General features: G+C 59.9%; 21 protein-coding genes. 18 read left to right on the top strand and 3 right to left on the bottom strand.

Annotated features, from left to right (window positions below; all coding sequences use genetic code 11):
* Positions 1-138 precede the first annotated feature (138 nt).
* From MLC59_RS00910 to MLC59_RS00960, 11 genes are all read left to right on the top strand, one after another.
* Positions 139-2,547, top strand: coding sequence for an LPS-assembly protein LptD (locus MLC59_RS00910; RefSeq protein WP_427901682.1), 2,409 nt, complete (start codon positions 139-141; stop codon positions 2,545-2,547).
* Positions 2,544-3,863, top strand: a complete 1,320-nt coding sequence (locus MLC59_RS00915; protein WP_427901683.1) for a peptidylprolyl isomerase — start codon at positions 2,544-2,546, stop codon at positions 3,861-3,863. Before MLC59_RS00910 ends, MLC59_RS00915 begins: the two co-directional genes overlap by 4 nt.
* On the top strand, positions 3,860-4,876 hold the full coding sequence (pdxA, locus tag MLC59_RS00920) for a 4-hydroxythreonine-4-phosphate dehydrogenase PdxA (RefSeq protein WP_248230129.1): 1,017 nt from the start codon (positions 3,860-3,862) through the stop codon (positions 4,874-4,876). Before MLC59_RS00915 ends, pdxA begins: the two co-directional genes overlap by 4 nt.
* On the top strand, positions 4,873-5,703 hold the full coding sequence (gene rsmA, locus MLC59_RS00925) for a 16S rRNA (adenine(1518)-N(6)/adenine(1519)-N(6))-dimethyltransferase RsmA (RefSeq protein ID WP_248230130.1): 831 nt from the start codon (positions 4,873-4,875) through the stop codon (positions 5,701-5,703). The genes pdxA and rsmA overlap by 4 nt, the downstream gene beginning before the upstream one ends.
* On the top strand, positions 5,696-6,496 hold the full coding sequence (locus tag MLC59_RS00930) for a symmetrical bis(5'-nucleosyl)-tetraphosphatase (RefSeq protein WP_248230132.1): 801 nt from the start codon (positions 5,696-5,698) through the stop codon (positions 6,494-6,496). Before rsmA ends, MLC59_RS00930 begins: the two co-directional genes overlap by 8 nt.
* Before the next feature lie 73 nt (positions 6,497-6,569).
* Positions 6,570-6,902 carry a DUF423 domain-containing protein gene (locus MLC59_RS00935; protein WP_248230201.1) on the top strand — a complete coding sequence of 111 codons (333 nt, stop codon included), beginning with the start codon at positions 6,570-6,572 and terminating at the stop codon, positions 6,900-6,902.
* A 7-nt stretch (positions 6,903-6,909) separates the two neighbouring features.
* Positions 6,910-7,110, top strand: a complete 201-nt coding sequence (gene thiS / locus MLC59_RS00940; RefSeq protein WP_248230134.1) for a sulfur carrier protein ThiS — start codon at positions 6,910-6,912, stop codon at positions 7,108-7,110.
* Positions 7,111-7,162: 52 nt separating this feature from the next.
* Positions 7,163-7,972: a thiazole synthase gene (locus MLC59_RS00945; RefSeq protein WP_248230136.1), complete on the top strand. Its 810-nt coding sequence runs from the start codon at positions 7,163-7,165 to the stop codon at positions 7,970-7,972.
* Positions 7,973-8,024: 52 nt separating this feature from the next.
* Complete coding sequence (gene slmA / locus MLC59_RS00950; protein ID WP_248230137.1) at positions 8,025-8,618, top strand: nucleoid occlusion factor SlmA; 594 nt, start codon at positions 8,025-8,027, stop codon at positions 8,616-8,618.
* 83 nt (positions 8,619-8,701) lie between these two features.
* Positions 8,702-9,274, top strand: a complete 573-nt coding sequence (locus MLC59_RS00955) for a peroxidase-related enzyme (protein ID WP_248230139.1) — start codon at positions 8,702-8,704, stop codon at positions 9,272-9,274.
* A gap of 32 nt (positions 9,275-9,306) precedes the next feature.
* Positions 9,307-10,512: an acyl-CoA dehydrogenase family protein gene (locus MLC59_RS00960; protein ID WP_248230140.1), complete on the top strand. Its 1,206-nt coding sequence runs from the start codon at positions 9,307-9,309 to the stop codon at positions 10,510-10,512.
* Between the two features lie 95 nt (positions 10,513-10,607).
* On the opposite strand, the gene MLC59_RS00965 is transcribed toward MLC59_RS00960, so the two are convergent.
* The gene (locus MLC59_RS00965) at positions 10,608-12,164 is read right to left on the bottom strand and encodes an AMP-binding protein (RefSeq protein ID WP_248230142.1); all 1,557 of its coding nucleotides are present in this window, start codon (positions 12,162-12,164) and stop codon (positions 10,608-10,610) included.
* A gap of 248 nt (positions 12,165-12,412) precedes the next feature.
* Between MLC59_RS00965 and MLC59_RS00970 the strand changes: the two genes are divergently transcribed.
* Positions 12,413-13,033 (top strand): TetR/AcrR family transcriptional regulator, encoded by a 621-nt coding sequence (locus tag MLC59_RS00970; RefSeq protein WP_248230144.1) that lies wholly within the window; start codon positions 12,413-12,415, stop codon positions 13,031-13,033.
* A 28-nt stretch (positions 13,034-13,061) separates the two neighbouring features.
* On the opposite strand, the gene MLC59_RS00975 is transcribed toward MLC59_RS00970, so the two are convergent.
* Positions 13,062-14,216 (bottom strand): acyl-CoA dehydrogenase family protein, encoded by a 1,155-nt coding sequence (locus tag MLC59_RS00975; RefSeq protein WP_248230146.1) that lies wholly within the window; start codon positions 14,214-14,216, stop codon positions 13,062-13,064.
* Positions 14,217-14,445: 229 nt separating this feature from the next.
* Between MLC59_RS00975 and MLC59_RS00980 the strand changes: the two genes are divergently transcribed.
* The 6 genes from MLC59_RS00980 (at position 14,446) to MLC59_RS01005 (ending at position 22,205) form a co-directional block, all read left to right on the top strand.
* Positions 14,446-15,324 carry a helix-turn-helix transcriptional regulator gene (locus MLC59_RS00980; protein WP_248230148.1) on the top strand — a complete coding sequence of 293 codons (879 nt, stop codon included), beginning with the start codon at positions 14,446-14,448 and terminating at the stop codon, positions 15,322-15,324.
* A 25-nt stretch (positions 15,325-15,349) separates the two neighbouring features.
* Positions 15,350-16,933, top strand: coding sequence for an o-succinylbenzoate--CoA ligase (gene menE / locus MLC59_RS00985; RefSeq protein WP_248230150.1), 1,584 nt, complete (start codon positions 15,350-15,352; stop codon positions 16,931-16,933).
* A 32-nt stretch (positions 16,934-16,965) separates the two neighbouring features.
* On the top strand, positions 16,966-18,111 hold the full coding sequence (locus MLC59_RS00990) for an acyl-CoA dehydrogenase family protein (RefSeq protein ID WP_248230151.1): 1,146 nt from the start codon (positions 16,966-16,968) through the stop codon (positions 18,109-18,111).
* A 36-nt stretch (positions 18,112-18,147) separates the two neighbouring features.
* The gene (locus MLC59_RS00995; protein ID WP_248230152.1) at positions 18,148-19,950 is read left to right on the top strand and encodes an acyclic terpene utilization AtuA family protein; all 1,803 of its coding nucleotides are present in this window, start codon (positions 18,148-18,150) and stop codon (positions 19,948-19,950) included.
* Positions 19,951-20,004: 54 nt separating this feature from the next.
* Positions 20,005-21,165, top strand: a complete 1,161-nt coding sequence (locus MLC59_RS01000) for a C4-dicarboxylate TRAP transporter substrate-binding protein (RefSeq protein ID WP_248230153.1) — start codon at positions 20,005-20,007, stop codon at positions 21,163-21,165.
* Between the two features lie 170 nt (positions 21,166-21,335).
* On the top strand, positions 21,336-22,205 hold the full coding sequence (locus MLC59_RS01005) for an alpha/beta fold hydrolase (RefSeq protein ID WP_248230155.1): 870 nt from the start codon (positions 21,336-21,338) through the stop codon (positions 22,203-22,205).
* A gap of 75 nt (positions 22,206-22,280) precedes the next feature.
* On the opposite strand, the gene MLC59_RS01010 is transcribed toward MLC59_RS01005, so the two are convergent.
* Entirely contained in the window at positions 22,281-22,925 is a 645-nt protein-coding gene (locus MLC59_RS01010) for a glutathione S-transferase family protein (RefSeq protein WP_091855318.1), read from the bottom strand.
* Positions 22,926-23,092 lie beyond the last annotated feature (167 nt).

A 23,092-nucleotide genomic window follows, 5' to 3' on the forward strand; every position in this document is an offset into this window, starting at 1 on the left:
GGCAGAGTATACCTTTGCTGCAAGACTATGGAACCATTGGCCCGGCGCGTTAACAAGCCTCTCTGAGGCGTGTAAACTAGCCACCATTTGCCGGGCAAGCTGCCTGGCCATGCCGATCATCAACAGGATCCCGATCCGGTGCCACAAGATCAATACGCCAGAGTCACTGACCCCAAGCAGTCTGTTGTTGCGGTACGACACTTGCCGTCGGCGGCCTTGCTGGCCGGTTTCACCCTGTCCTTGCTTGCTGTGCCGGTGCTGGCCCAGACGCCTGGCGCGGCGGCCATGGACTGGCACCCGAGGTCGGAGCTGCCCGCGGAGGTCCGTGCCCGGCTGCCCCGGTTCTGTGAGGGTGGTTACCTGCAACCGCCCGTCGCCACCGGTGAGGGCTCCCCTGAAACCGGGGCGCCGGTCACGGCCAGCGCCTTGTCCGCCCGCTATGAAGTGGACACCCGGCTTGTTCTCCGGGGCGATGTGGAGTTGAGCCAGTCCGGGATGGCGATGACCGGTGGTGAGGCGGTGTTCGACCAGGTGGCAGGCCAGGTGGATATTACCGGTCCCATGACCAGCCGAAGCGCCGGGATGCTGCTGACGGGTGAACAGGCCCGGTACGACGTGAACTCGGGGTTCTTCACCATCGATGACGCCAGCTTTTTGTTCCATCAGTCCGAAATGCGGGGCGAAGCAGCTCACATACGTCGCCCGCAGAACCATATCATTGAAATCGACCAGGGTTACCTGACCACCTGTGCGCCGGATCGGAATGACTGGTCCCTGGTGGCCTCGGAGATTCGCCTGAACCAGGCGGAGGGCTTTGGCACCGCGACCAATATTCGTCTGCAGGTCAAGGATGTACCCGTATTCTACTGGCCCTGGGCGAGTTTCCCGATTGATGACCGTCGCAAGACCGGCTTCCTTTATCCAACCTTTGGAAGCTCCAATGCCGGCAGCGGTTTCTACCTCTCCACACCTTATTACCTGAACCTGGCTCCCCATTACGATGCCACCCTCAATCCCCAGTACATTCACGGTCGGGGACTTTTCAATGAGATTGAAGGTCGCTACCTGAGTGAGCTTGGGGAGTCTGTCCTGCAGGTGGGCTTTATCGATGATGACAGCGAGTACGAAAGGGAATTTCCCGGTGAGTCTGGCAAGCGCTGGGGCCTGGATTTTCAGACCCGGGCCAGTTTCGGTGGCGGCTGGGCGGGTTACGTGGACTATTCGGCGGTGTCCGACGATGACTACCTCAGTGACCTGAACCAGACCCTGGATATCGGCAGCGATACCCACCTGCTGCGGCAGGGTGGCATCCGCTACCAGGATGAGTGGCAGTTCTTCGAGGCCTACCTGTCCGGCTACCAGACGATTACTGATACCGTGGCAGACAGCGATATTCCCTATGACCAGTTGCCTGAGGTGAATTACGGGGCGGTAGCGCCGCTGGGTCCGCTGGAAGTGGCGATCGACAGCCAGTACACATGGTTTGACCGGGACAATGCGGGCCTGACCGGGCTTGACCGGGCGGTCGGTCAGCGGACCCGGGCTGTGCCGGAGGTGGCTCTTCCCCTGAGGGCACTATGGGGTTACAGCCGCCCCTCGGTCAGTGTCGATCAGACCTGGTATGACCTGGACGACTATGAGCTGGGTGACGGTTCCTTTGATCGCACCGTACCCGTGGCTGAGTGGGACAGTGGCCTTTATCTGGACCGGGAAGCCAGCCTGTTCGGGCGGAGTTATAATCAATCCCTTGAACCGCGCCTGTATTATGCCTGGTCAGATGCGGAAGAAGACCAGGACCATATTCCGAACTTTGATGCGGGGTTGCGCTCGTTCCGCTTTGATAACCTGTTCCGGCCGAACCGTTTTGTCGGGGGGGACCGCATCGGTGACACCAACAAGACCGTAGTGGCATTGACCAGCCGCTTTAACGATATGGTCAGCGGGGTGGAAAGCGCCCGCTTCAGTGTGGGGCAGGTTTACTACCACGATGATCGCGACGTCAGCCTGTTTGGCCGTGGTGCAGAAACGCGCAGTGAGTCGCCCTACGCGGGTGAAGTGGTCCTGCGCCCGACAGACACCTTCGATATCCGTGTATCCGGGCTGTGGGACCCCCGGGGAGGCCACACCCAGGAGGGGCGTAGTGTGCTGGCCTATCACTCGCCGGATTACCGCTACCTGGTCAGTGCCGGGCATACCTATACCCGGGGAGCCAGCCCGGATGATGGTTTCGAGCAGATGGACCTGGGGGCGATTTTCCCGGTCACAGACAACATCAGCCTGATCGGCAGGTGGGTTTACGATTCACAGCTGGATCAGACCGTAGGTACACTGGCAGGCTTCGAATACAACAGCTGCTGCTGGAATTTCCAGTTGGTCAATCAGAGTTACCTGACCGACGACGAAGAAATGGACAATCGCATCGTATTCCAGGTTCAGCTCAAGGGCCTGGGTGGCTCAGGGGGTACCCGCAGTACCCTGTCTGATGCCTTCCCGGGCTACGAGGCACGTGAACGCCGGCGTTTCGGTACACAGAACATCAACCCATGAACGAGGTAACTATGCAGGCAAACCGTGGCCTGACAGGATTCAAGAGATGGCTGGTGGCGGCAATGCTGCTGCTGGCGACCAGTGCCCAGGCCGAACGGCAACTGCTGGACCGGGTCATCGCCATAGTGGATGACGGTGTGATCCTCCAGTCGGAGCTGGATGCCCGGGTTAACACTATCCGCTCCCGGCTCGAGGGCCAGGGCACAGGGCTGCCGCCGCGCCAGGTGCTGGAGGAGCGGGTGCTGGACCAGCTGATTACCGAGAATATCCAGCTGCAGATGGCCGACAACATGGGCATGCGGGTCAGTGACAACGAGCTGAACGAAACCATCAATCGCATTGCCCAGAGCAACGACATGACGGTCCGGGAGTTCGAGAGCCAGCTGGCGGCGGAGGGGGTCACCTACCAGGAAGCCCGTGAGCAGATCCGTCGTGAAATGCTGGTCAGCCGGGTTCAGCAGCGCCGGGTCGACAGCCGGATAAGGGTTACTGACCGCGAGGTGGACAACCTGGTGCAGCAAACCGGTGGACAGGCTGACACCAATACCGAGTACCTGCTGGCCCACATCCTGGTGTCAGTGGGCAATTTTTCCAACGAGGCGGAAGTGAACCGTGCACGGGAGAAAGCGGAGAGACTGCGGGACGAAATTGCCAATGGCCGTGATTTCCAGTCCGCCGCCGTTGCTGAATCCGACGCCAGCAATGCCCTGGAGGGCGGGGTGATGGGCTGGCGTAGCCGCTCGGACCTGCCTTCCCTGGTGACTGACGTGGTTCCGGATCTGCCGGTAAACCAGCCCTCCGGGGTGCTGCAAAGCGGCAGTGGTTTCCACATTGTGCAGGTGCTGGACCGCCGCGGTGGCGAGGCCCGTAATGTCATCGTGCAGTCCCGGGTGCGTCATATCCTGATCCGGCCCACCGAGGTTATCTCGGATTCCCAGGCTGAACAACAGATCGAAGAGCTATACCAGCAGCTGCAGGATGGCGCGGATTTCGCGACGCTGGCCAGGGAGTTCTCGGATGACCCGGGATCCGGTTCCGACGGGGGCAACCTGGGCTGGGTCAGCCCGGGCCAGATGGTACCGGCTTTCGAAGAGACCATGATGAACGCGCCGGTAGGGGTAGTTACCCGCCCGTTCCGGTCCCGCTTTGGTTGGCATATCCTTGAGGTCCGGGAGCGCCGGGACCAGGATGTGAGCGACCAGGTACGTCGTTCCGAGGCCCAGCAGGCACTGTATCGTCGCAAGTACGAGACGGAACTGCAGAACTGGCTGCGGGAAATCCGCGACGAGGCCTATGTGGAGATCAAGAACACATGACCGCCGGGGTCATCTTGGCGCTGACCGCGGGTGAACCCGCCGGAATCGGCCCGGAGCTCTGCCTGCAGCTGGCCACTGAGGACCGCGCTCAGCAGGTGGTTGTGGTGGCCAGCATGAAACTGCTCGAGGACCGGAAAGCCCTGCTCGGCCTCGACGTGACGTTGCATGCCTGGCAGCCGGGGGCCCGGGTAATGACTGCAGCGGGCCAGCTGTCGGTGCTGGATGTGGCCGGTATTGCGGATACCACGGCAGGCAGGCTGGACCCGGGTAACAGCCAGTATGTGCTGGACACCCTGACCACTGCAGCCCGGGGCTGCCTGGATAACACCTTTGACGGCATGGTGACGGCGCCGGTCCACAAGGGCGTGATTAACGAGGCTGGCATTGCCTTCAGTGGTCATACCGAGTTCCTGCAGGAACTTTGTGGCGTGGAGCGAGTGGTCATGATGCTGGCTACCGAAGAGCTGCGGGTGGCGCTGGTGACCACCCACCTGCCATTGAAGGATGTCCCTGCAGCGATTACGCCCGACCGGATCAGTCAGGTGGCTCGCATCCTGGACCAGGACCTGAAGACCTTCTTCGGAATTGCCCGGCCGAGGATTCTCGTTGCCGGCCTTAATCCCCATGCGGGGGAGGGTGGTCACCTTGGTCGCGAAGAGATCGAGGTTATAGAGCCCACCTTGGCCGACCTGCGTCGCGAAGGCCTGGATCTGACAGGGCCTTTACCGGCAGATACCCTGTTCACCCCTCACTGGCTGGATAACGCAGACGCGGTTCTGGCCATGTACCACGATCAGGGGTTGCCGGTACTGAAGTTCCAGGGATTTGGCCGGGCCGTGAATATCACACTCGGGCTACCTGTTGTGCGCACGTCAGTGGACCACGGAACCGCGCTGGACCTGGCCGGAACCGGCCAGGCCGATGCCGGTAGCCTTCATGCAGCGATTCGAGTGGGTGAACAGATGGCCCGTTATCGCCGTGCACATCAGCCATCAGCAGGAGCGGGGCATTGAGCAACAAAGCCGGCCACCAGGCCCGAAAACGGTTCGGGCAGAACTTTCTCCACGATCCGGGTGTTATCGAACGTATCGTCCGTTCCATCAGCCCGAAGCCCGATGACCGGCTTGTAGAAATCGGCCCCGGTCTTGGGGCCTTGACCGAAGAGCTGCTGGCGGTGAATCCGCGCCTGCAGGTGGTGGAGCTGGACCGGGACCTGGTCCCGATACTGCGTACGAAATTCTTTAACTATCCCGAGTTCCGCATCCATGAGGCAGACGCCCTGAAGTTTGACTTCAGCGAGCTGGCGCAGGACGGGCCGCTACGTATTGTGGGCAACCTGCCCTATAACATTTCGACTCCGCTGATCTTCCACCTGCTGGAGCAGTCCGGGGTGGTTAAAGATATGCACTTCATGTTGCAGAAAGAAGTGGTCCAGCGCCTGGCTGCGGGGCCGGGTGACAACAATTACGGGCGCCTGGGTATCATGGCGCAGTATTTCTGCAAGGTTCAGCCACTGTTTGAAGTGGGCCCGGGGGCTTTCAGGCCAGCACCGAAAGTGGACTCTGCCATTGTCCGGCTGGTCCCCCATGAAAGGCTGCCGCACCCTGCGCGGGACCTGGCTACCTTGCAGATGGTGGTACGCACCGCGTTTAACGCCCGGCGCAAGACCCTACGCAAGTCCCTTGGCAGCCTGGTCAGTGTCGAAGAGCTGCGGGCGCTGGGGATTAATGACGGGCTGAGACCTGAAAACCTGGGCCTGGCCGAGTTTGTTGCCATTGCCGACTTCCTGGTGGAAAACAGGCCCCAGGCCGACACCGTAGAAGAGGCAGATCATGACTGACTACGCCATTGGCGATATCCAGGGCTGTTACGACCGGTTGCTGGATGTGCTGGACAAAGTGGACTTTTCGCCCTCACGTGACCGCTTGTGGGTGGCCGGCGATATCATTAATCGCGGCCCCTCGTCCCTGGAAACCCTTCGTTACGTCCGCAACCTGGGCAGCTCGGCCGTGGTCGTGCTGGGCAATCACGACCTGCACCTGCTGGCGGTGGCCCTGGGTGGCCACAGTGTGAAGAAGAAAGATACCCTGCACGACATCCTGGATGCACCGGATCATGGAGACCTGCTCAACTGGCTGCTGCAGCAGCATATCTGTGTCCACGATAACGAGCGCAACTTCGTTATGGCCCATGCCGGCCTGCCCCATATCTGGAGTGTCGACAAGGGCGTTGCGCTGGCCCGGGAACTTGAAGCCATCCTGCGGGGGCCGGATGCGGCGGATTATTTCCGTCAAATGTATGGCAACTACCCGGAGTGCTGGCGTGATGATCTGCAGGGCATGGACCGCTGGCGCATGATCACCAACTATTTCACCCGTATGCGGTTTATCGCCGAGGACGGCACCCTGGAGCTGGCCACCAAGGAGTCTGCCGGTCATTCCCCGGAGGGTTATGCGCCCTGGTTCCGCTATCCACGCACTGACGATGTCCGTGTGATCTTCGGCCACTGGGCGGCGCTGGAGGGGGAGACCGGCAGTGACCGGTTTATCGGCCTGGACACTGGCTGTGTCTGGGGTGGCAAGCTGACAGTAATGAACCTGGATACCGGCGAGAGGATCCACTGTGACTGCTGACAACCGCCAGCTCCCCGCGCCTGTCCAGCGCACCTGGCTGGCCGCCGGGGCACTGCTGGCACTGTTTGCCGTGATGGCTGGTGCCTTTGGCGCCCACGGTTTGCGAGGCATGGTCAGCGACCGGGGCCTTGAAGTTTTCCAGACGGCCGTTACCTATCAGATGTACCATGCCATTGCGCTGGTTTTGATTTCGCTGCTTTCCATCACAGGCCTGTGCCGCCGTTTGCTGGGTGCTGCCGCCGGCTTTTTCCTGGTCGGCACGCTGCTTTTCAGTGGCAGCCTTTATCTGCTGGTGCTGACAGACATCCGCTGGGTCGGCCCGGTGACGCCTTTGGGTGGACTCTGTTTTATGGTGGGCTGGGCCCTGGTGGTGGCAGCTGCGATACGTCGATCTGCTGGTAAGTGAGTCTGCTATGAATGTGATGCTCAACGGGGAACCCCGTGAACTCCGGGATCCGTATACCCTGCAAGCCCTGATTGAAGTGCTTGGCCTGGCCGGCAAGCGCCTGGCGGTGGAAGTAAACGAGGATATCGTACCCCGCAGCCAGCACAACGAATTCCGGCTGAATGAAGGTGACCGGGTCGAGATCGTCCACGCTATCGGTGGTGGCTGACCCGCACAGACTTTCATCCACATGCCGTTTTACCAGACCATCAAGGATTCCAATGACTGAACAAAGCCCGACCCCATTGCCGGAAGACAAGCCACTGGAAATTGCCGGTCGAATTTACCGGTCCCGCCTGTTGGTGGGCACGGGTAAATACCGTGACCTGATGGAAACCGGACATGCCATTGAGTCCAGTGGTGCCGAGATTGTCACCGTGGCCGTGCGCCGTACCAACCTGGGCCAGAATCCGGACGAGCCCAACCTGCTGGACGTGATCTCGCCGGAGAGTTACACCATCCTGCCGAATACCGCCGGCTGCTTTAACGCGAAGGACGCAGTGCGTACCTGTAAGCTGGCCCGGGAACTGCTTGATGGTCATAACCTGGTGAAGCTGGAAGTGCTGGGAGAGGAGAAGACCCTTTACCCGAATATGACCGAAACCCTGGTTGCTGCCGAGGAACTGATCAGGGATGGTTTCCAGGTGATGGTGTATTGTTCTGACGACCCGCTGTTGGCAAAGCGCCTGGAAGAGATGGGGTGCATTGCCATCATGCCCCTGGGTGCGCCCATCGGCTCCGGCCTGGGTATCCAGAACCGTTACAACATCCGACAGATTGTCGAGAACGCGAGTGTACCGGTGCTGGTGGATGCCGGTGTCGGTACAGCCTCTGACGCTACCATTGCCATGGAGCTGGGCTGCGACGGTGTACTGATGAACACCGCCATCGCCCAGGCCCAGGATCCTATTCGCATGGCCAAGGCCATGAAGCTGGCCATCGAGTCCGGCCGTGAAGCCTACCTGGCGGGCCGTATGCCCAAGAAGGCCTACGCCAGCGCGTCCTCGCCCATTGATGGTACGTTTTTCTGATTCAACAGCGCCCCGGCCCCGTTACCCCTTAACAGAGTAGTGCAGTCCTGTCATGAACAACCCGAAGCCCAGCCGCAAGGAGGTCATCCTCCAGGCCCTGGTTGAAATCCTGGAAACGGAGCCGGGTGCCCGTATCACCACCGCCGGCCTCGCCAGGGCGGTGGGCGTTACCGAAGCCGCCCTGTACCGGCACTTTCCCAGCAAGCGCAAGATGTTCGAGGCTCTGGTGGACTTTGCCGAGGATACGGTGTTCTCCCGCTGCCAGCTGATCTTGCAGGAGCAGGAAGACGCCCAGGTTCGGTTGCAGCAACTGGTCCGGTTGGTGCTGGTCTTTGCCGAGCGGAATCCGGGACTTTGCCGTGTGCTGACCGGCGAGGCCCTCAGTGGCGAGAACGAAGCCCTGCGCAAACGGGCGAGTCAGTTCTTCGAGCGCCTCGAAACCCAGGTCCGCCAGATCCTCAAGGAAGGGGAAATCCGCCAGGGGTTGCGACCCTATCCCAGCGCGCCCCGCGCTGCCGACTGGCTTATGACTTTCCTTGAGGGGCGAATCCAGCGCTTCGTCCGGTCCGGCTTCAGCCGTGCCCCATCAGCTGAGTTCGACGAGCAGTGGCCGATGCTGGCAAAGAACCTCTGGCCCGGGGATTGAAGGCGGAGTAGCCACCTCGCACAAGACTTGTGGTAACGGGTGGACTAGCGTGGCAGGTATACCCATGTTCCGGAGACCCTGCCATGTCTGAGCAACACCCCATTTCCCGCTTCCCGATTCCTGATGTTTCCAGCCTGCCGGATGACCTGCGCACGCGTATTGAAACCCTCCAGGAAAAGATGGGCTTCATCCCCAATGTGTTCCTCGGCCATGCCCATCGCCCCAATCAGCTGCGGGCTTTCCTGGCCATGCACGATGACCTGATGGAATCCGATGAAGGCCTGAGCCGTGCCGAGCGGGAGATGATCGTTGTGGCCACCAGCAGTGCCAACCAGTGCCTGTATTGCCTGGTATCCCACGGTGCCTTCCTGCGCATCCGCTCGAAGCAGCCCTGGCTGTCAGACCAGGTGGCTGCCAATTACCGGGATGCGGAAATCAGCGACCGACAGCGGACCATGCTGGACTATGCCGTCAAACTTGCCCAGACCCCGTGGCTGGTGGGAGAGGACGATATCCGCACCCTGGAGCAGGCGGGGTTCTCACAGGACGCAATCTGGGACATCGGCGCCATCACCGGCCTGTTCGCCATGTCCAACCGCCTCGCCGCCCACACCGCCATGCGACCCAATGCCGAGTTCTATGGCATGGCTCGATAATCCATTTATAACGACAGTAAAAAGGGGGTTGAATGCTGTTCCAGGAATCCGAAAAATCCAGGGACCTACTGGACCGGGTCCGGCAGTTCATGGCTGAGGAAGTCTGCCCGGTGGAGCACCTCTACCGGGAGCAGGCCAGCGGAGAGAACCGCTATCGTACGCCAGCCATTGTCCAGGAGCTGAAGGCGAAAGCGAAGGCTGCCGGTTTGTGGAACCTGTTCCTTCCCGGTGACCATGGTGCCGGGCTGACCAACCTGGAATATGCCCCCCTGGCGGAGGAAATGGGCCGGGTGTTGTGGGCACCGGAAGTGTTCAACTGCTCGGCACCCGATACCGGCAATATGGAAATCCTGTCCATGTTCGGCACCCCGGAGCAGAAGAAGCAATGGCTGGAACCGCTGCTGGCGGGTGAAATCCGGTCGGCGTTCTCCATGACGGAACCGGCGGTCGCATCCAGTGATGCCACTAATATCCAGTGTGAGATCCGTCGGGAGGGGGACGAGTACGTCATCAATGGCCGTAAATGGTTTACCTCCGGTGCCATGAACGAGGCCTGCAAGTTACTCATCGTAATGGGCAAGACCGACCCGGATAATGTTGACCGTCACCGCCAGCAGTCCATGATCCTGGTGCCGAAGGACACGCCAGGCGTGCGCATTGTGCGGGATATGACGGTGTTTGGTTATGACGAGGCACCGGTAGGTCATCCCGAAGTGGTGTACGAGAACGTGCGTGTGCCCGCGTCGAATATGCTGCTGGGTGAGGGGCGTGGCTTCGAGATTGCCCAAGGGAGGCTTGGTCCAGGTCGGATCCACCACTGCATGCGACTTATTGGCTGTGCCCAGCGGGCCCTGGAAATGCTGTGCCAGCGGGCAGAGCAGCGGGAAGCGTTCGGTCGCAAGTTGTCGCAGTTCGATTCCGTCCGGGAGGAAATTGCTGAATCCTTCTGCGAAATTGAACAGGCCCGCCTGCTGACCCTGAAAGCCGCGGACAAGATGGACCGGGACGGTAACAAGGTCGCGAAGGACCTGATCGCCGCCGCCAAGATCGTGGTGCCTTCCATGGCCGCCCGGGTTATTGACCGGACTATCCAGGTATATGGTGGTGCTGGCGTATGTCAGGACACTTTCCTGCCGGAAGCCTGGATGTATGCTCGCTACATCCGCATTGGCGACGGCCCGGACCAGGTTCACCGGGCGGCGTTGTCGCGGCAGCTGCTCAAGGCTTACGGCGCCTGAGCCGACGGCCCCCAGCAATACAAAAAGCCCCCGGATTTCGGGGGCTTTTTGTTGATATCAGGGTTGTCTCCCGATGCCTTTGACGGCTGCGGGCCTTAATCCGAAAAGTAGCCTTCCATATCCTTACGGATCATATGCTTCTGGATCTTGCCGGTGCCGGTGCGGGGGAACTCCTCCACCACCACAATGGCCTTTGGCACCTTGAAGCCTGCCATGTGCTCCCGGCAGTACTCGATCAGCTCTTCCTCAGCCACGTCTTCGCCGGGCATCAGGATAACATTGGCGGTGATAGCCTCGCCCCAACGCTCGTGGGGAAGTCCGATGACGGCGGCTTCTGCCACCTTGGGATGGCCGATCAGGCAGCGCTCCACCTCCAGTGAGGCTACGTTTTCGCCACCAGTCTTGATCACATCCTTCTTGCGGTCGGTAAACCAGATGGCGCCATCCTCATCGATCGAAGCGATATCGCCACTGTGGAACCAACCGTACTTGAAGGACTCCTCGGTCTTGTCAGGCTGGTTCAGGTACTCGGTCATCACCTGGGGGCCGCGATAGACAATCTCGCCGGCTTCGCCGGGGGGCAGCAGCCGACCGTGATCGTCCATAATGGCGACCCGGGTCATGGGCGTGGCCGTGCCCCAGGAGCCGGCCTTGCTCCACTGGTGTTCCGGCCGGATCAGGCAGGTAGCCGGGGTAAATTCAGTCTGGCCGGAGCCCAGGATAACATCGGCATTGGGGAAGGCATCGTGGATAGCCTGGAGTTTCGACTCTGCCATCGGCGCCATGGCATAGAGGGCCCGTCCCACGGATGAAAAGTCTCGTTTGCTCGCCTCCGGGTCGTTCAATACCTCGTTAAACATCATGGGCAGGAATACCAGCATATAGATCTGGTGTTCCTCGATCAGCCGGGCACATTCACGGGCATCGAAGCCCTTGGCCATCACCAGCTTGCCTCCCATCATGAACGTCGGCAATGCCAGGCAGTTAACGGCGGTGCAGTGAAACAGGGGGAGCTGGCAGAGCATGGCCGCTTCGGCCGGAAGCCGGTTGGAGATGATATTGGCCATCGCGGCCATGGTTACAGCCAGGTGACTGGTGACCACACCTTTCGGGTTCGCTGTGGTGCCTGAGGTATAGAGCAGCTGTACCGGGTCACGGTCGTCTACAACCACTTCGACCGGCGTATTGTCCCCTTGGTCGGTCAGCTCCTGCACCGGTTTCCAGGTGTGGCCACCAGCGGTCTGGGTAGTGCTTCCGGTCCAGTACAGAAACTCAAGGTCGGGCAGCTGGTCCGGTAGTGCCTGGCCGGCGTCGGCAAGCGCTTCTTCGACGATCAGGATTCGTGTGCGGCAGTCTTTCAGGCAGTAGGCGATTTCGTGGGGCTTGAGGCCCAGGTTTACCGGTGCAAAGACCAGGTTGGCCTTGGCGCAGGCCATATAGCTCACCATCAGCTCGATGCAGTTGCGTGCCAGGATGCCAACGGGCTCTCCCGCCGCCAGACCCAGTGCCAACAAGCTATTGGCCATACGGTTGGACTGGTCTTCGAACTCCCTGTAGGTGAGGGTTCTGCCATCATCCACCATGGCGACATTGTCAGGGTGAAGGTCGGCAGTCCGTGTAAGGATATCGCCTGCGCATACGCGGTCGATCATATTCATTCCGGGGTCAGTCAGATGCTGTGCTTGCCTGGCCATTGCAGCCTCCGCAGTGTCGGGTTCATTGTTTTTGTCATCACAAATTTAGCGGATGGCAGGAATTTGAGCAAGCGTTTGGTCTACAATGTACGTGAGGCTTGCGAACAACATTCACCGGTTTGTTGGTGGCCTGCAATACAGGGCTTGCTATAGAATGCGGCCCGTTTTTAATCCTTTCTCAACCCTTGCAAGGGAGAGCCGGAACCTTGGAATTCAGTGAAGAGATCCGTAACAAGCTGATAGAAGATGGCAGGATCACCGATCCCAAAAGCCCCCGCGGCGTAGTACTTAATACAGCTGCCAGTCTGTTCCGGCGCAAGGGTTACCTGCAGACCACGGTGCGGGATATCGGGCGAGAGACCGGCATTCTGCCTGGGAGTATTTTTCACCATTACCGCAGCAAGGATGAAATCCTGCGCACGGTAATGGAAGAAAGTATTGTCCTGAACCTGGAACGTCTCAAGCGGGCACTGGAAGCCCGCCCAGACCTGGAGGATCGCCTGCGCACGCTGATTTCTGTGGAGCTGTATGCCATGAACGGCGAAACCGGCGAAGCCTGGAGTGTCATGGTCGACGAATGGCGCAACCTTTCAGATCAGGGCAAGGCGACCATACTCAGGTTGCGGGAAGAATATGAGGGGATCTGGCTGGAAGTATTGCGGGAAGCTCACCAGGCTGGAATCGTGACCATGGAGCCGGACATACTTCGCAAGTTGCTGGCAGGTTCCCTGCACTGGACGCCGACCTGGTTCCGTCATGGGGGAGGCCTTTCCCTGGAAGATCTCACCGATCGGGTCTGGCAGCTGGCCACGGGTCATCGTCCCTGACGACCCGGAGTCTGTTTGTTGCCCCGGTTTACTGGCCGCCGGGGTGGGTTCCCATGAACTTGGACAGAATGCCCAGCATGACCTCGTCGGCACCGCCGCCGATGGAAACCAGGCGCAGGTCCCGGTAGAAGCGGGTAATCAGGGTTTCGTTCATGAAGCCCATGCCGCCGTAGTACTGGAGGCAGCTGTCAGTCACTTCCCGCGCGAGTCGTCCCGCCTTAAGCTTGGCCATGGAAGCCAGTCGGGTCATGTCCTCTCCGTTGATATACCCTTCAGTACACCGGTAAACCAGTGACCGCAGCAGCTCCACTTCGGTCTGCAGTTCGGCCAGGCGGAAATGAATGCTCTGGTTGTGCAGTAGCGGTTTGCCGAAGGCAACGCGCTGGCGGGTATATTCAGCGACATCCTCGATGCACTTCTCCAGTGAGCGAATAAGGCTGGCGGAACCCCACAGGCGCTCTTCCTGGAACTGCTGCATCTGGTAGATGAACCCCATACCTTCTTCACCGATGCGATAACGCTGGGGCACCCGCACGTCTTCAAAGAAGATCTGGGCAGTGTCGGAGCTGCGCATACCCAGCTTGTCCAGCTTGCGGGCTACGGTGACGCCCGGCGTATCCATGGGCAGAACGATCAGCGACTTGTTCTTGTGCATCGGGCCGTCGCCGGTGTTGGCCAGCAGGCACATGAAGTCTGCCTGGGTGCCGTTGGTGATCCACAGCTTGCCGCCATTGATGATGTAATCGTCACCGTCCTTGCGGGCGGTCGTCTTGATGGAGGCAACGTCGGAGCCCGCACCCGGTTCGGATACGCCGATACAGGCCACGTAGTCACCGGAAATCGCTGGTGCCAGGAATTCCTTGCGCAGTTCATCGGAGCCTATCTTGGCCAGGGCGGGCGTGGCCATATTGGTCTGTACCCCGACGGCCATGGGTATGGAGCCGCAGTTGGTTTCACCCATGGCTTCACAAAAGGCCAGGTCGTAGCTCCAGTCGAGTCCCATGCCACCAAAAGCCTCGGGCTTGGTGATGCCGAGGAAACCCTTGGCGCCCATCTTCCGGAAAAGTTCGCGGGCAGGGAAAATGCCTTCTTTCTCCCACTCGTCCACGTAGGGGTTGATTTCCTCTGCAACGAACTTGCTGACGGAGTCGTAGAGGCTCTTGTGCTCGGTGGTGTAACGCATGTTGCTCTCCGTTGGGGGAAGGCTGTAAGCCGCCTTCGATTCAGTTATTGTTACTGCCACGGCCCGGGTCCGGAGCGCGTTCTACGGTATCCGGGGGTGTCAGCTGGTCAGTGTCACGGTTATTCAGACATGAGACCAATCACTCGGTCAAATTATTCTAGTCCCAATCTTGAATTTGACCAAGTGTTAGGTCTAACCTTGGGTTGATAATAACCGAGAGGGTAACGCAATGAGTTTTACCCCCAGCCATCAACAAACAGATAGTCGTCTGATGTTGATCGGCGACCACCGGGTTTTCTATTACGGACTGCTGGGCAGGCCCGGGGTGCGTAACTTCGGCTGTGCCACTCTCTATGTTTCGGAGCGTCAGCCGTTACAGATCAATTTCGGGGATGGTTGGCAAACCCTGCCAATAGCCTGGGTTGCGCCCTACACGCCGCACAGGATTCGTACCAGCGACCGGCACCTGGCCGTGGTAATGCTGGAGCCCGAATATACCGATACCGCGGTGGCAGCAGCCTGTATCCGGCGCAAGTTGCAGGACAACCCTGCTGCAGTGAAGGCGAGGATCCTGGAAGGCGTGAATCGATTGCAGCAGGTTTCCGCCAACACGCGCCTTTCTGATGCGGAGTTCGACGACCTTCTGTTCGGCCAGTTATTGCCGCGAAGGTCTCTGGACCCGAGGGTGGGCCACGTGGTTGACCGGATTTGTGAGAACACCGCGGACCCTTGCAGTGCCTCGTTGCTGGCCGAGGGAGAAGGGCTTTCCCTTTCTCGCTTCCTTCATCTGTTCAAGGCAGAAACCGGGGTGTGCCTGCGGAAATACCGCGCCTGGCGCCGTGCGCGGACGTTGCTGTACCACGTTCGTTCTCCGTCTACGCTCACGGACATTGCGCTGGAAACCGGCTACCCCGATTCCACGCATTTCAGTCATTCCATACGGCGCATCTATGGGCTTCCACCCAGGGACATTGTCAGTGGATCACGACGTTTGAGGGTACGGCTGCAGGTTTCTGGCGCAGGTTACGCAGAGGCATTGCCTGCAGCCAGTGCACGCAAGTTACCTTCGGGTACCGCTGCTATGGTTCAGGGCTCCGCCTTCGCATGAGCAATACGACGATCAGAGGTGCATCATGACCCAGGAACAAATACAACAGACTGACCCCGGCCTTGGTTCCCACTACATCGGCGGTATCGGTGACTGGCTGCGTTACCATGCCTGGTATCGGCCGGAAACCGAGGCCCTGATCTACAACGATGACCGGGTCACCTACGCTGAGCTGGATCGCCGGGTTAACCTGGCGGCTGACGTGCTTGCCGGCAAGGGTGTCGCCAAGGGGGACCGTGTCTGCCTGCTGATGATCAACAGCACGGCATTCCTCGAAACCTTCTTTGCCTGTGCCAAGTTGGGTGCCATTGCCGTGCCCCTGAACTTCCGGCTCAGTCCCAAGGAGCTGGAGTTCATCATCAACGACGCGGAAGCCTCGGTGATCGTCTACCACGCCCGCTTATTGCCATTGCTGGAGCCCATTCGCGATGAAACGACCCTGCAGCATGCCATTGCGGTGAATGGTGAGTGCGGCGAGGGGGTTCGTGGTGCGGAGGGGGATCCGGATTACCGGGAGAGCCTGGCGGCCGCAGATGACACGGATCGTAATATCCTGGTCGGGCAGGACGATCCGCTGATGATGATGTACACCTCCGGAACCACCGGCAAGCCCAAGGGCGCGCTGCTGACCCATGCCAACCCTACCTGGGTGGCCATCAACACCCAGATGAGTCCGCTGGCTTTCAATACCTCGGACAGCACCCTGACCGTCGCCCCGTTGTTCCACATCGGCGGGCTCGCGATCTACACGCTGCCCATGCTCTATTGCGGCGCCCGCATCGTGTTGCAGCCGCAGTTTGAGCCTGAAAACCTGCTCAAAACCCTTGAGGAGGAGCGCATCACCACGTTGTTCGTGCTCCCGGCCATGTGGCTGATGCTCAGTCAGCACAAGGGATTCGACGACTATGACCTGTCAGCCCTCAAGGTGCTGCTGTCGGGGGGCGCACCCTGTCCGATCCCGGTGATCGAGTTCTTCCAGAAGCGGGGGTTCCAGTTCCTGGAAGGCTTCGGCATGACGGAAACCTGTGCCTCGGCCTGTGTGCTCAATAACGAAAACGCGGTACGCAAGAACGGATCGGTGGGTAAGCCGTTGATCCACGTGCAGATGCGCGTCGTGGACGAGAATGATAACGACGTGGCGCCCGGTGAAACCGGCGAGCTGGTGCTGCGTGGCCCCAGCATGTTCCGGGAGTACTGGAACCGCCCTGAAGCCACGGCCGAAGAATGGCGCAACGGCTGGTTCCACAGTGGCGACCTGGCCCGCCAGGATGATGAAGGTTTCTATTACATCGTTGACCGCAAGAAAGACATGCTGATATCCGGTGGCGAGAACGTCTATCCCACCCAGGTGGAGCAGGTGCTCTACCGTCACCCGAAAGTGCGGGATGTGGCGGTGATCGGTGTGCCGGACGAGAAGTGGGGCGAAGTGCCCATGGCACTGGTGGTACCGGAGGAAGGAGAAGAGCCAACCCTGGAGGAAATCCAGGCCTACTGCGGTGAACACCTGGCCCGTTTCAAGGTGCCAAAGCACCTGGCCGTAATGGAAGAACTGCCCCGCACCGCCACCGGCAAGGTACTCAAGCGCGAGCTGCGCAAGCAGTACCAGTAATTCGCCTGAACAGAAACAACCGAGGAAGATCCATGACGACCAGCAGTCCCTTTTATACCGCCGAACACGAAGCCTTCCGGGATTCGGTCCGTGCCTTTGTCCGCAAGGAAATCGAGCCCTTCGTCACCGAGTGGGACGAGGCCGGTACCTTCCCGCGAGAGCTTTACAAGAAAGCGGCCGACATTGGTTTGATACCTCTGGGGTACCCGGAGGAATACGGTGGTATCGAGGCAGATCTGTTCTACATGATCATAGCTGCCCAGGAACTGGCCATGGCCGGCTGCGGTGGTCTTTCTGCCAGCCTGATGAGCCATGGTATCGGCTCGCCGCCCATCGTCAAATATGGATCGGAGGAGCTGAAGCAGCGTGTACTGCCGCCCATCTACGCCGGTGAGGCGATCAGTGCCCTTGCTATCACCGAGCCCGGTGGTGGTTCGGACGTGGCGGCACTGAAAACCACGGCGAAACGGGATGGTGACCACTACATCGTTAATGGCTCCAAGACCTTTATCACCTCCGGTATGCGCGCAGATACTTACACCGTGGCCGTACGCACCGGTGATGCTGGCCATAAGGGCATTTCCCTGCTGGTGATCGAGCGGGATACTCCCGGCTTCACTCGCACGCCCCTGGACCGGAAGATGGGCTGGTGGTGTTCCGACACCGCCACCCTGTACTTCGACGACTGCCGCGTGCCGGCTGGCAATTTGCTGGGGGAGGAAAACCAGGGCTCGAAGATGATCATGAACAACTTCAACTTCGAACGCATCTTCATGGCAGCCGGCTGTATCGGCTTTGCCCGGGCCTGCTACGAGGAGGTCGTTGACTATGCCCGCCAACGCCAGACCTTTGGCAAGTCGCTGATCGAGCACCAGGTGGTTCGCCACAAGCTGGCGGATATGTACATGAAGATCGAGGCCAGCCAGGCCTATCTGGAAAAACTCGCCTGGCGTATCGATCACGGGGACAACCCGGTAGCCGATGTGTGCCTGCTCAAGAACCAGAGCACCCTGACCATGGAGTACTGCGCCCGGGAGGCCGTGCAGACCCTGGGTGGCGCCGGCTTCCTGCGTGGACCCAAGTCTGAGCGCATCTATCGGGAAGTGCGGGTTAACGCCATCGGTGGCGGCGCCGAGGAAATCATGCGGGACCTGGCGTCCCGGCAGCTTGGCCTTTAAGGGCCTGGCGGATTCATCAAGTCAGTCGAGGTTGAGATGTCAGACAAGGTTATCAAAATCGGTGGTGCTTCCGGGTACTGGGGTGACACAGCCCTGGGGCCGAAACAGCTGATCAGCTACGGTGATGTGGACTATCTGATCCTGGATTACCTGGCGGAAATCACCATGTCGATTCTCGCCAAGGCCCGCTCCCGTGATCCGGAAGCGGGCTATGCCACGGACTTTATCGACCGGGTCATGAAGCCCTGGGTCAGGGACATTGCCGACAAGCGTATCAAGGTCATCGCCAACGCTGGCGGTGTCAACCTTGAAGCCTGCCGCCGGGCCCTGGAAGCGGTAGCAGAGGAGGCCGGTGTCACCCTGAAGATTGGTACGGTAGAAGGGGACAACCTGCTGGACCGGGCCGGTGAGCTCCGGGGCAAGGACCTGCGGGAAATGGAAACCGGTGCGCCGATGCCGGACAAGGTCATGAGCGTGAACGCCTATCTGGGTGCCTTCCCCATTGCTGCGGCCCTGGATGCCGGAGCGGATATCGTGGTGACCGGTCGTTGTGTTGACAGCGCCCTCGCCGTGGGGCCACTGATCCATGAATTTGGCTGGAAGCCCGAGGATTACGACCGCCTTGCTGCCGGTGGGCTGGTGGGTCACCTGATCGAGTGTGGTGCACAGACCAGTGGCGGCAACTTCACTGACTGGGAAGATACCCAGGCCGGCTGGGAAAGCACCGGTTTCCCCATTGCCGAGGTGTCGGCGGATGGCAGCTTCGTGCTGACCAAGCCGCCGGAGACGGGTGGCCTGGTATCAGTACTGACGGCCGGTGAGCAGATGCTTTACGAGATCGGTGATGCCCATGGCTATCTGCTGCCGGACGTCATCTGTGACTTTACCCGGGTTACCATGGAGCAGGTGGGTGAGGACCGGGTCCTGATCAAGGGTGCCCGGGGCCGGGAGCCCACCTCCACCTACAAGGTCAGCGCCACTTATATGGGCGGCTTCACCTGTATCGGCAGTTTCGTGATCGTCGGCCGGGATGCTGCGGCCAAGGCCCGTCGTATGGGCGAGGCAATCCGCAATCGAACCTCCGCCATGCTGGAAGAAGAGGGCCTGCCGGCATTTACCAAGAGCGACCTGCAGGTGATTGGGGCCGAGGCCATGTTCGGCGACCAGGCCAGACCGGAAGCGCGCCAGGCCCGTGAAGTCGTTCTGCGCCTGGGTGTCCATCATCCACGAAAGGAAGGTGTGGAGCTTTTCTCCAAGGAGTTCGTCGGCGCTGCGTTATCCATGTCGCCGGCCGTTACGGGCGTAACGCCCGGGCGTCCGCGCCCCAGCCCGGTCGTCAGCCTGTTCTCAGGGTTGATCGACAAGGATCAGGTGCCGGTAACGGTGAAGGTCGGCGGCGAGCCCGTTGCCCTGCAGGTGGCCAGTCTGCGAGGCCAGGGCCAGCCGCAACCGGCCGCGCCGGTGGAGCCGCCCCGGGTGTCGGAGGGCCGCACAACCACCTTGCCATTGATCGATCTTGCCGTCGCCCGCAGTGGCGACAAGGGCAACTACGCCAATATTGGCGTGATCGCTCGTGACTCCCGTTATTTCGATGTGATTCGCGCTGCCCTGACCCCTGAGCGTGTCAAAGCCTGTTTCAGCGGGCTGACACGGGGCGAGGTGACGGCGTATCCGTTGCCGGGTATTCACGGCATCAACTTCCTGTTGGCGGAGTCCCTGGATGGTGGGGGTGTCAGCTCCCTCCATCTCGATCCACAGGGGAAAACATACTCCCAGGTACTGCTGGAACTGGAGATTCCGGTGCCGGAACAGGATGCCCGTAACTGGGGTCTGATCTGATTTCCCCGGCGACATCAATTGCCTGGGGCCGAAAATAACAATGAGGTATGGATCATGAAAATGAAAACACTGGCCCGGGCTACCCTGGCCACCGTCATGTCTGCCGGCCTGCTTATGGCAGGCCAGGCACAGGCCCGTCAGCTGACCTACGCCATGGGATTTCCGCCCAACTCTGACTCGGATGTTGCTGGTCAGAACTTTGCCGAAACAGTGTCCGAACTCACTGATGGTGAACTGACCGTCAAGGTATTTGCCCTCTCATTGCTCAATTTCGCGGAAACTCCCGGCGGCGTCCGGGATGGTATGGCGGATATGGGCTACGTGCTGACACCTTATTTCCCGAACCAGTTCCCCCACATGAACCTGGTGGCGGAAGCCTCCATGCTGATCAACCTGATGGATGAGTCCCTGCGCGGGCGCGAGGGCTACGCCTATGTGGGTGCCATGGCGGAGTTTGTCCTGCTGAACTGTCCGGACTGCCTGGCGGATATGGAAAAGGAAAACCAGGTCATGACCAGCAACGCTGGCAGCTCGCCATATGGACTGACCTGTACCAAGCCCGTGACCAACCGTGAACAGCTGGAAGGTGCCCGTCTGCGGGTGGCCGGCTCTCACTGGTCACGCTGGGCCCAGGCTTTTGGTGCAACACCGGTAACCCTGTCGTCCAACGAGGCAGCCGAGGCGCTGAGTCAGGGCGTAGTGGACTGCGTGGTGATTTCGGCGCCAGAGCTGACCAACCTGGGTCTGTTCGAGCATGTAACCGACATTACCATGTCGTTTCCCGGCGGTATCTTTGCGGGTACGGCGACCACCAATATGAACCGGGATACCTGGCAATCGCTGAGTGAGAGCGAGCGCGAAGCCATTCTCAAGGCGGGCAGCCGCCTGGCCGCCGAGATTCCCTATGTTTACCACGACCGCCAACAGAAAGTGCTGGAGCGAATTCGTGACGAGCAGGGTGCCAAACTCCATGAGGCGGACCCGGAACTGCTAGCGGAGATCCAGGATTTCGTCCGTGCTGACCTGGAGCGGATGGCAGAGTTCTATCGTACCGAGCGCGGTGTCGAGAACAGCGCCGAGATGCTTGCGCGCTTCGAAGAGATCCTGGAAAAGTGGTCGGGTCTTGTAACCGATGTGGGCTCCCATGACGAGCTGGCCCAGCTCTACTGGGATGAGGTCTACTCGAAGATTGATGTGACCACCCACGGGATGTAAGGGTTCTGGCCTTCATTTCGTAATTGTGATGCCAGATAGTTGCAAAACTATCTGGCATTTTTGATGGTAATTAAGGCATCATCATGACTTTGATAGCAAGCGCTCGATAAGCTTGCGATGACTGATCCCCTGCCATGTCACAGGTGGGGTCGTAACACCGGAGAAACTCTATGGAACGCATCTACCTGAACGGCGCAGCGGGACTCAAACTCGCTGCTGACGTTGCCGGCCACCCGGAAGACCAACCTGTGGTCATGCTCCACGGTGGCGGCCAGACCCGGCACTCATGGGGTGAGCTGACCCGCACCCTGGCCGGAAATGGCTATCGGGCAATGACCGTGGATATGCGTGGTCACGGTGAAAGCGACTGGTGCCCTGAGGGGGACTACAGCCTCGATCGCTTCGTAGAGGATGTACATAGCGTCCTGTCCGACCTGGAGCGCCCCCCGGTGCTGATTGGCGCATCCCTGGGTGGCATCAGTTCCCTGCTGGCTGCCGGCGAGGCAACACACCTGCCGATTGATGGGCTGGTACTGGTTGATATCGTGCCCAGGATGGAGCCCGAAGGCGTGCAGCGCATCCGTCAGTTCATGTCGGCACACATTGGCGGTTTCGACTCCTATGAAGAGGTCGTCGAAGCTGTTAATGCCTATATGCCGCACCGGAAGGCCAAGCCCCGCTCCAGCGAGGGCCTCCGCAAGAACCTGCGGACAGGGGAGGACGATCGCCTGTACTGGCACTGGGATCCGGCTTTTATCAGTGGCGATCGCACACCGGGGTCCGTCCGTAACGTGGAGCGGTTGCGGGATGCTGCGAGGCGCATCGATGTTCCCACCCTGCTGGTACGGGGCAAGATGAGTGACGTGGTCAGCGAGGAAGGGGTAAAGGACTTCCTGCAACTGATTCCTGGTGCCCGTGCGGTTGATGTGAGCGGGGCAGGGCACATGGTGTCCGGTGATCAGAACGATGTCTTCAACGATGCCATCCTGGAGTTCCTGGCGGAAGTCCAGGAGGCCGGCCGCTGCGGCACCACAGCCTGATTCTCTCCGTTACATCGTTGACTGACAGGAAGACTATCAGGGAGGGCTTTCGACCCTCCCTGTCCTGAATGGGGTTCAGGAAATACCCTGGGCTGTGGCCGCCTCTTGCTGGCTCTCCAGTGCCCTTTTGAAGGCGTCACGATGCTGGACCCTCTGCCAGTAAGCCAGGGTGTTGGGGCCAAACTCGTTTTCCATGTTCAGATTCTCTGCCAGCATCAGTGCATAGGCTACGGAGATATCCGCTGTGGTGAAGGTGTCGCCAAGGATCCACGGCGAGGTTTTCTCCAGTGAGGCTTCCACGCCCCGCAGCCTTCCGAGGAACCACTTCTTATAGTCTTCCGCGACCTGGGGTACTCGGCGCTCTTCTGGTTCAAGGCGGGTGTAGCGCAGCACCAGGGTCTGTGGGAAGGTGAGGGTGGCCTCACCGAAGTGCAGCCAGTTCAGGTAAGCACCGTAACGGGGGTCGTCCACCGGAATGTTCAGCTTGCCCTGACCATACCGTTCCGCCAGGTACTGGGCAATGGCGGATGACTCCGTCATGAAGGTGTCACCGTCAAAGAAGGCCGGGATGGTACCCAGGGGATTGATGCCCAGGTACTCCTTTTTGAACATCCGGGGCGGGAACGGCAGCATCATCAGTTCGTAGTCCAGGCCCAGTTCTTCCAGTGCCCATAACGCCCGGAACGAACGGGCACTCATGCAGTGGTACAGCTTGATCATAGGTTTCTTTCCGTTTGTTGGTTTTTTGTGATTCTAGTATTGACCAATCGCTTGATCAAATTTATTTTGAAGAAAAGGGCAGCCCCGGAACCGCGCCAGCCAGTTCACACAAGACGGGCGCAAAGGATTCTTTCAGCATAGCCCGATAACAGGCACTGGTTTTGATG

The organism is Marinobacter bryozoorum, from assembly GCF_023156245.1.
In the GTDB taxonomy this organism is placed as follows: domain Bacteria; phylum Pseudomonadota; class Gammaproteobacteria; order Pseudomonadales; family Oleiphilaceae; genus Marinobacter; species Marinobacter bryozoorum.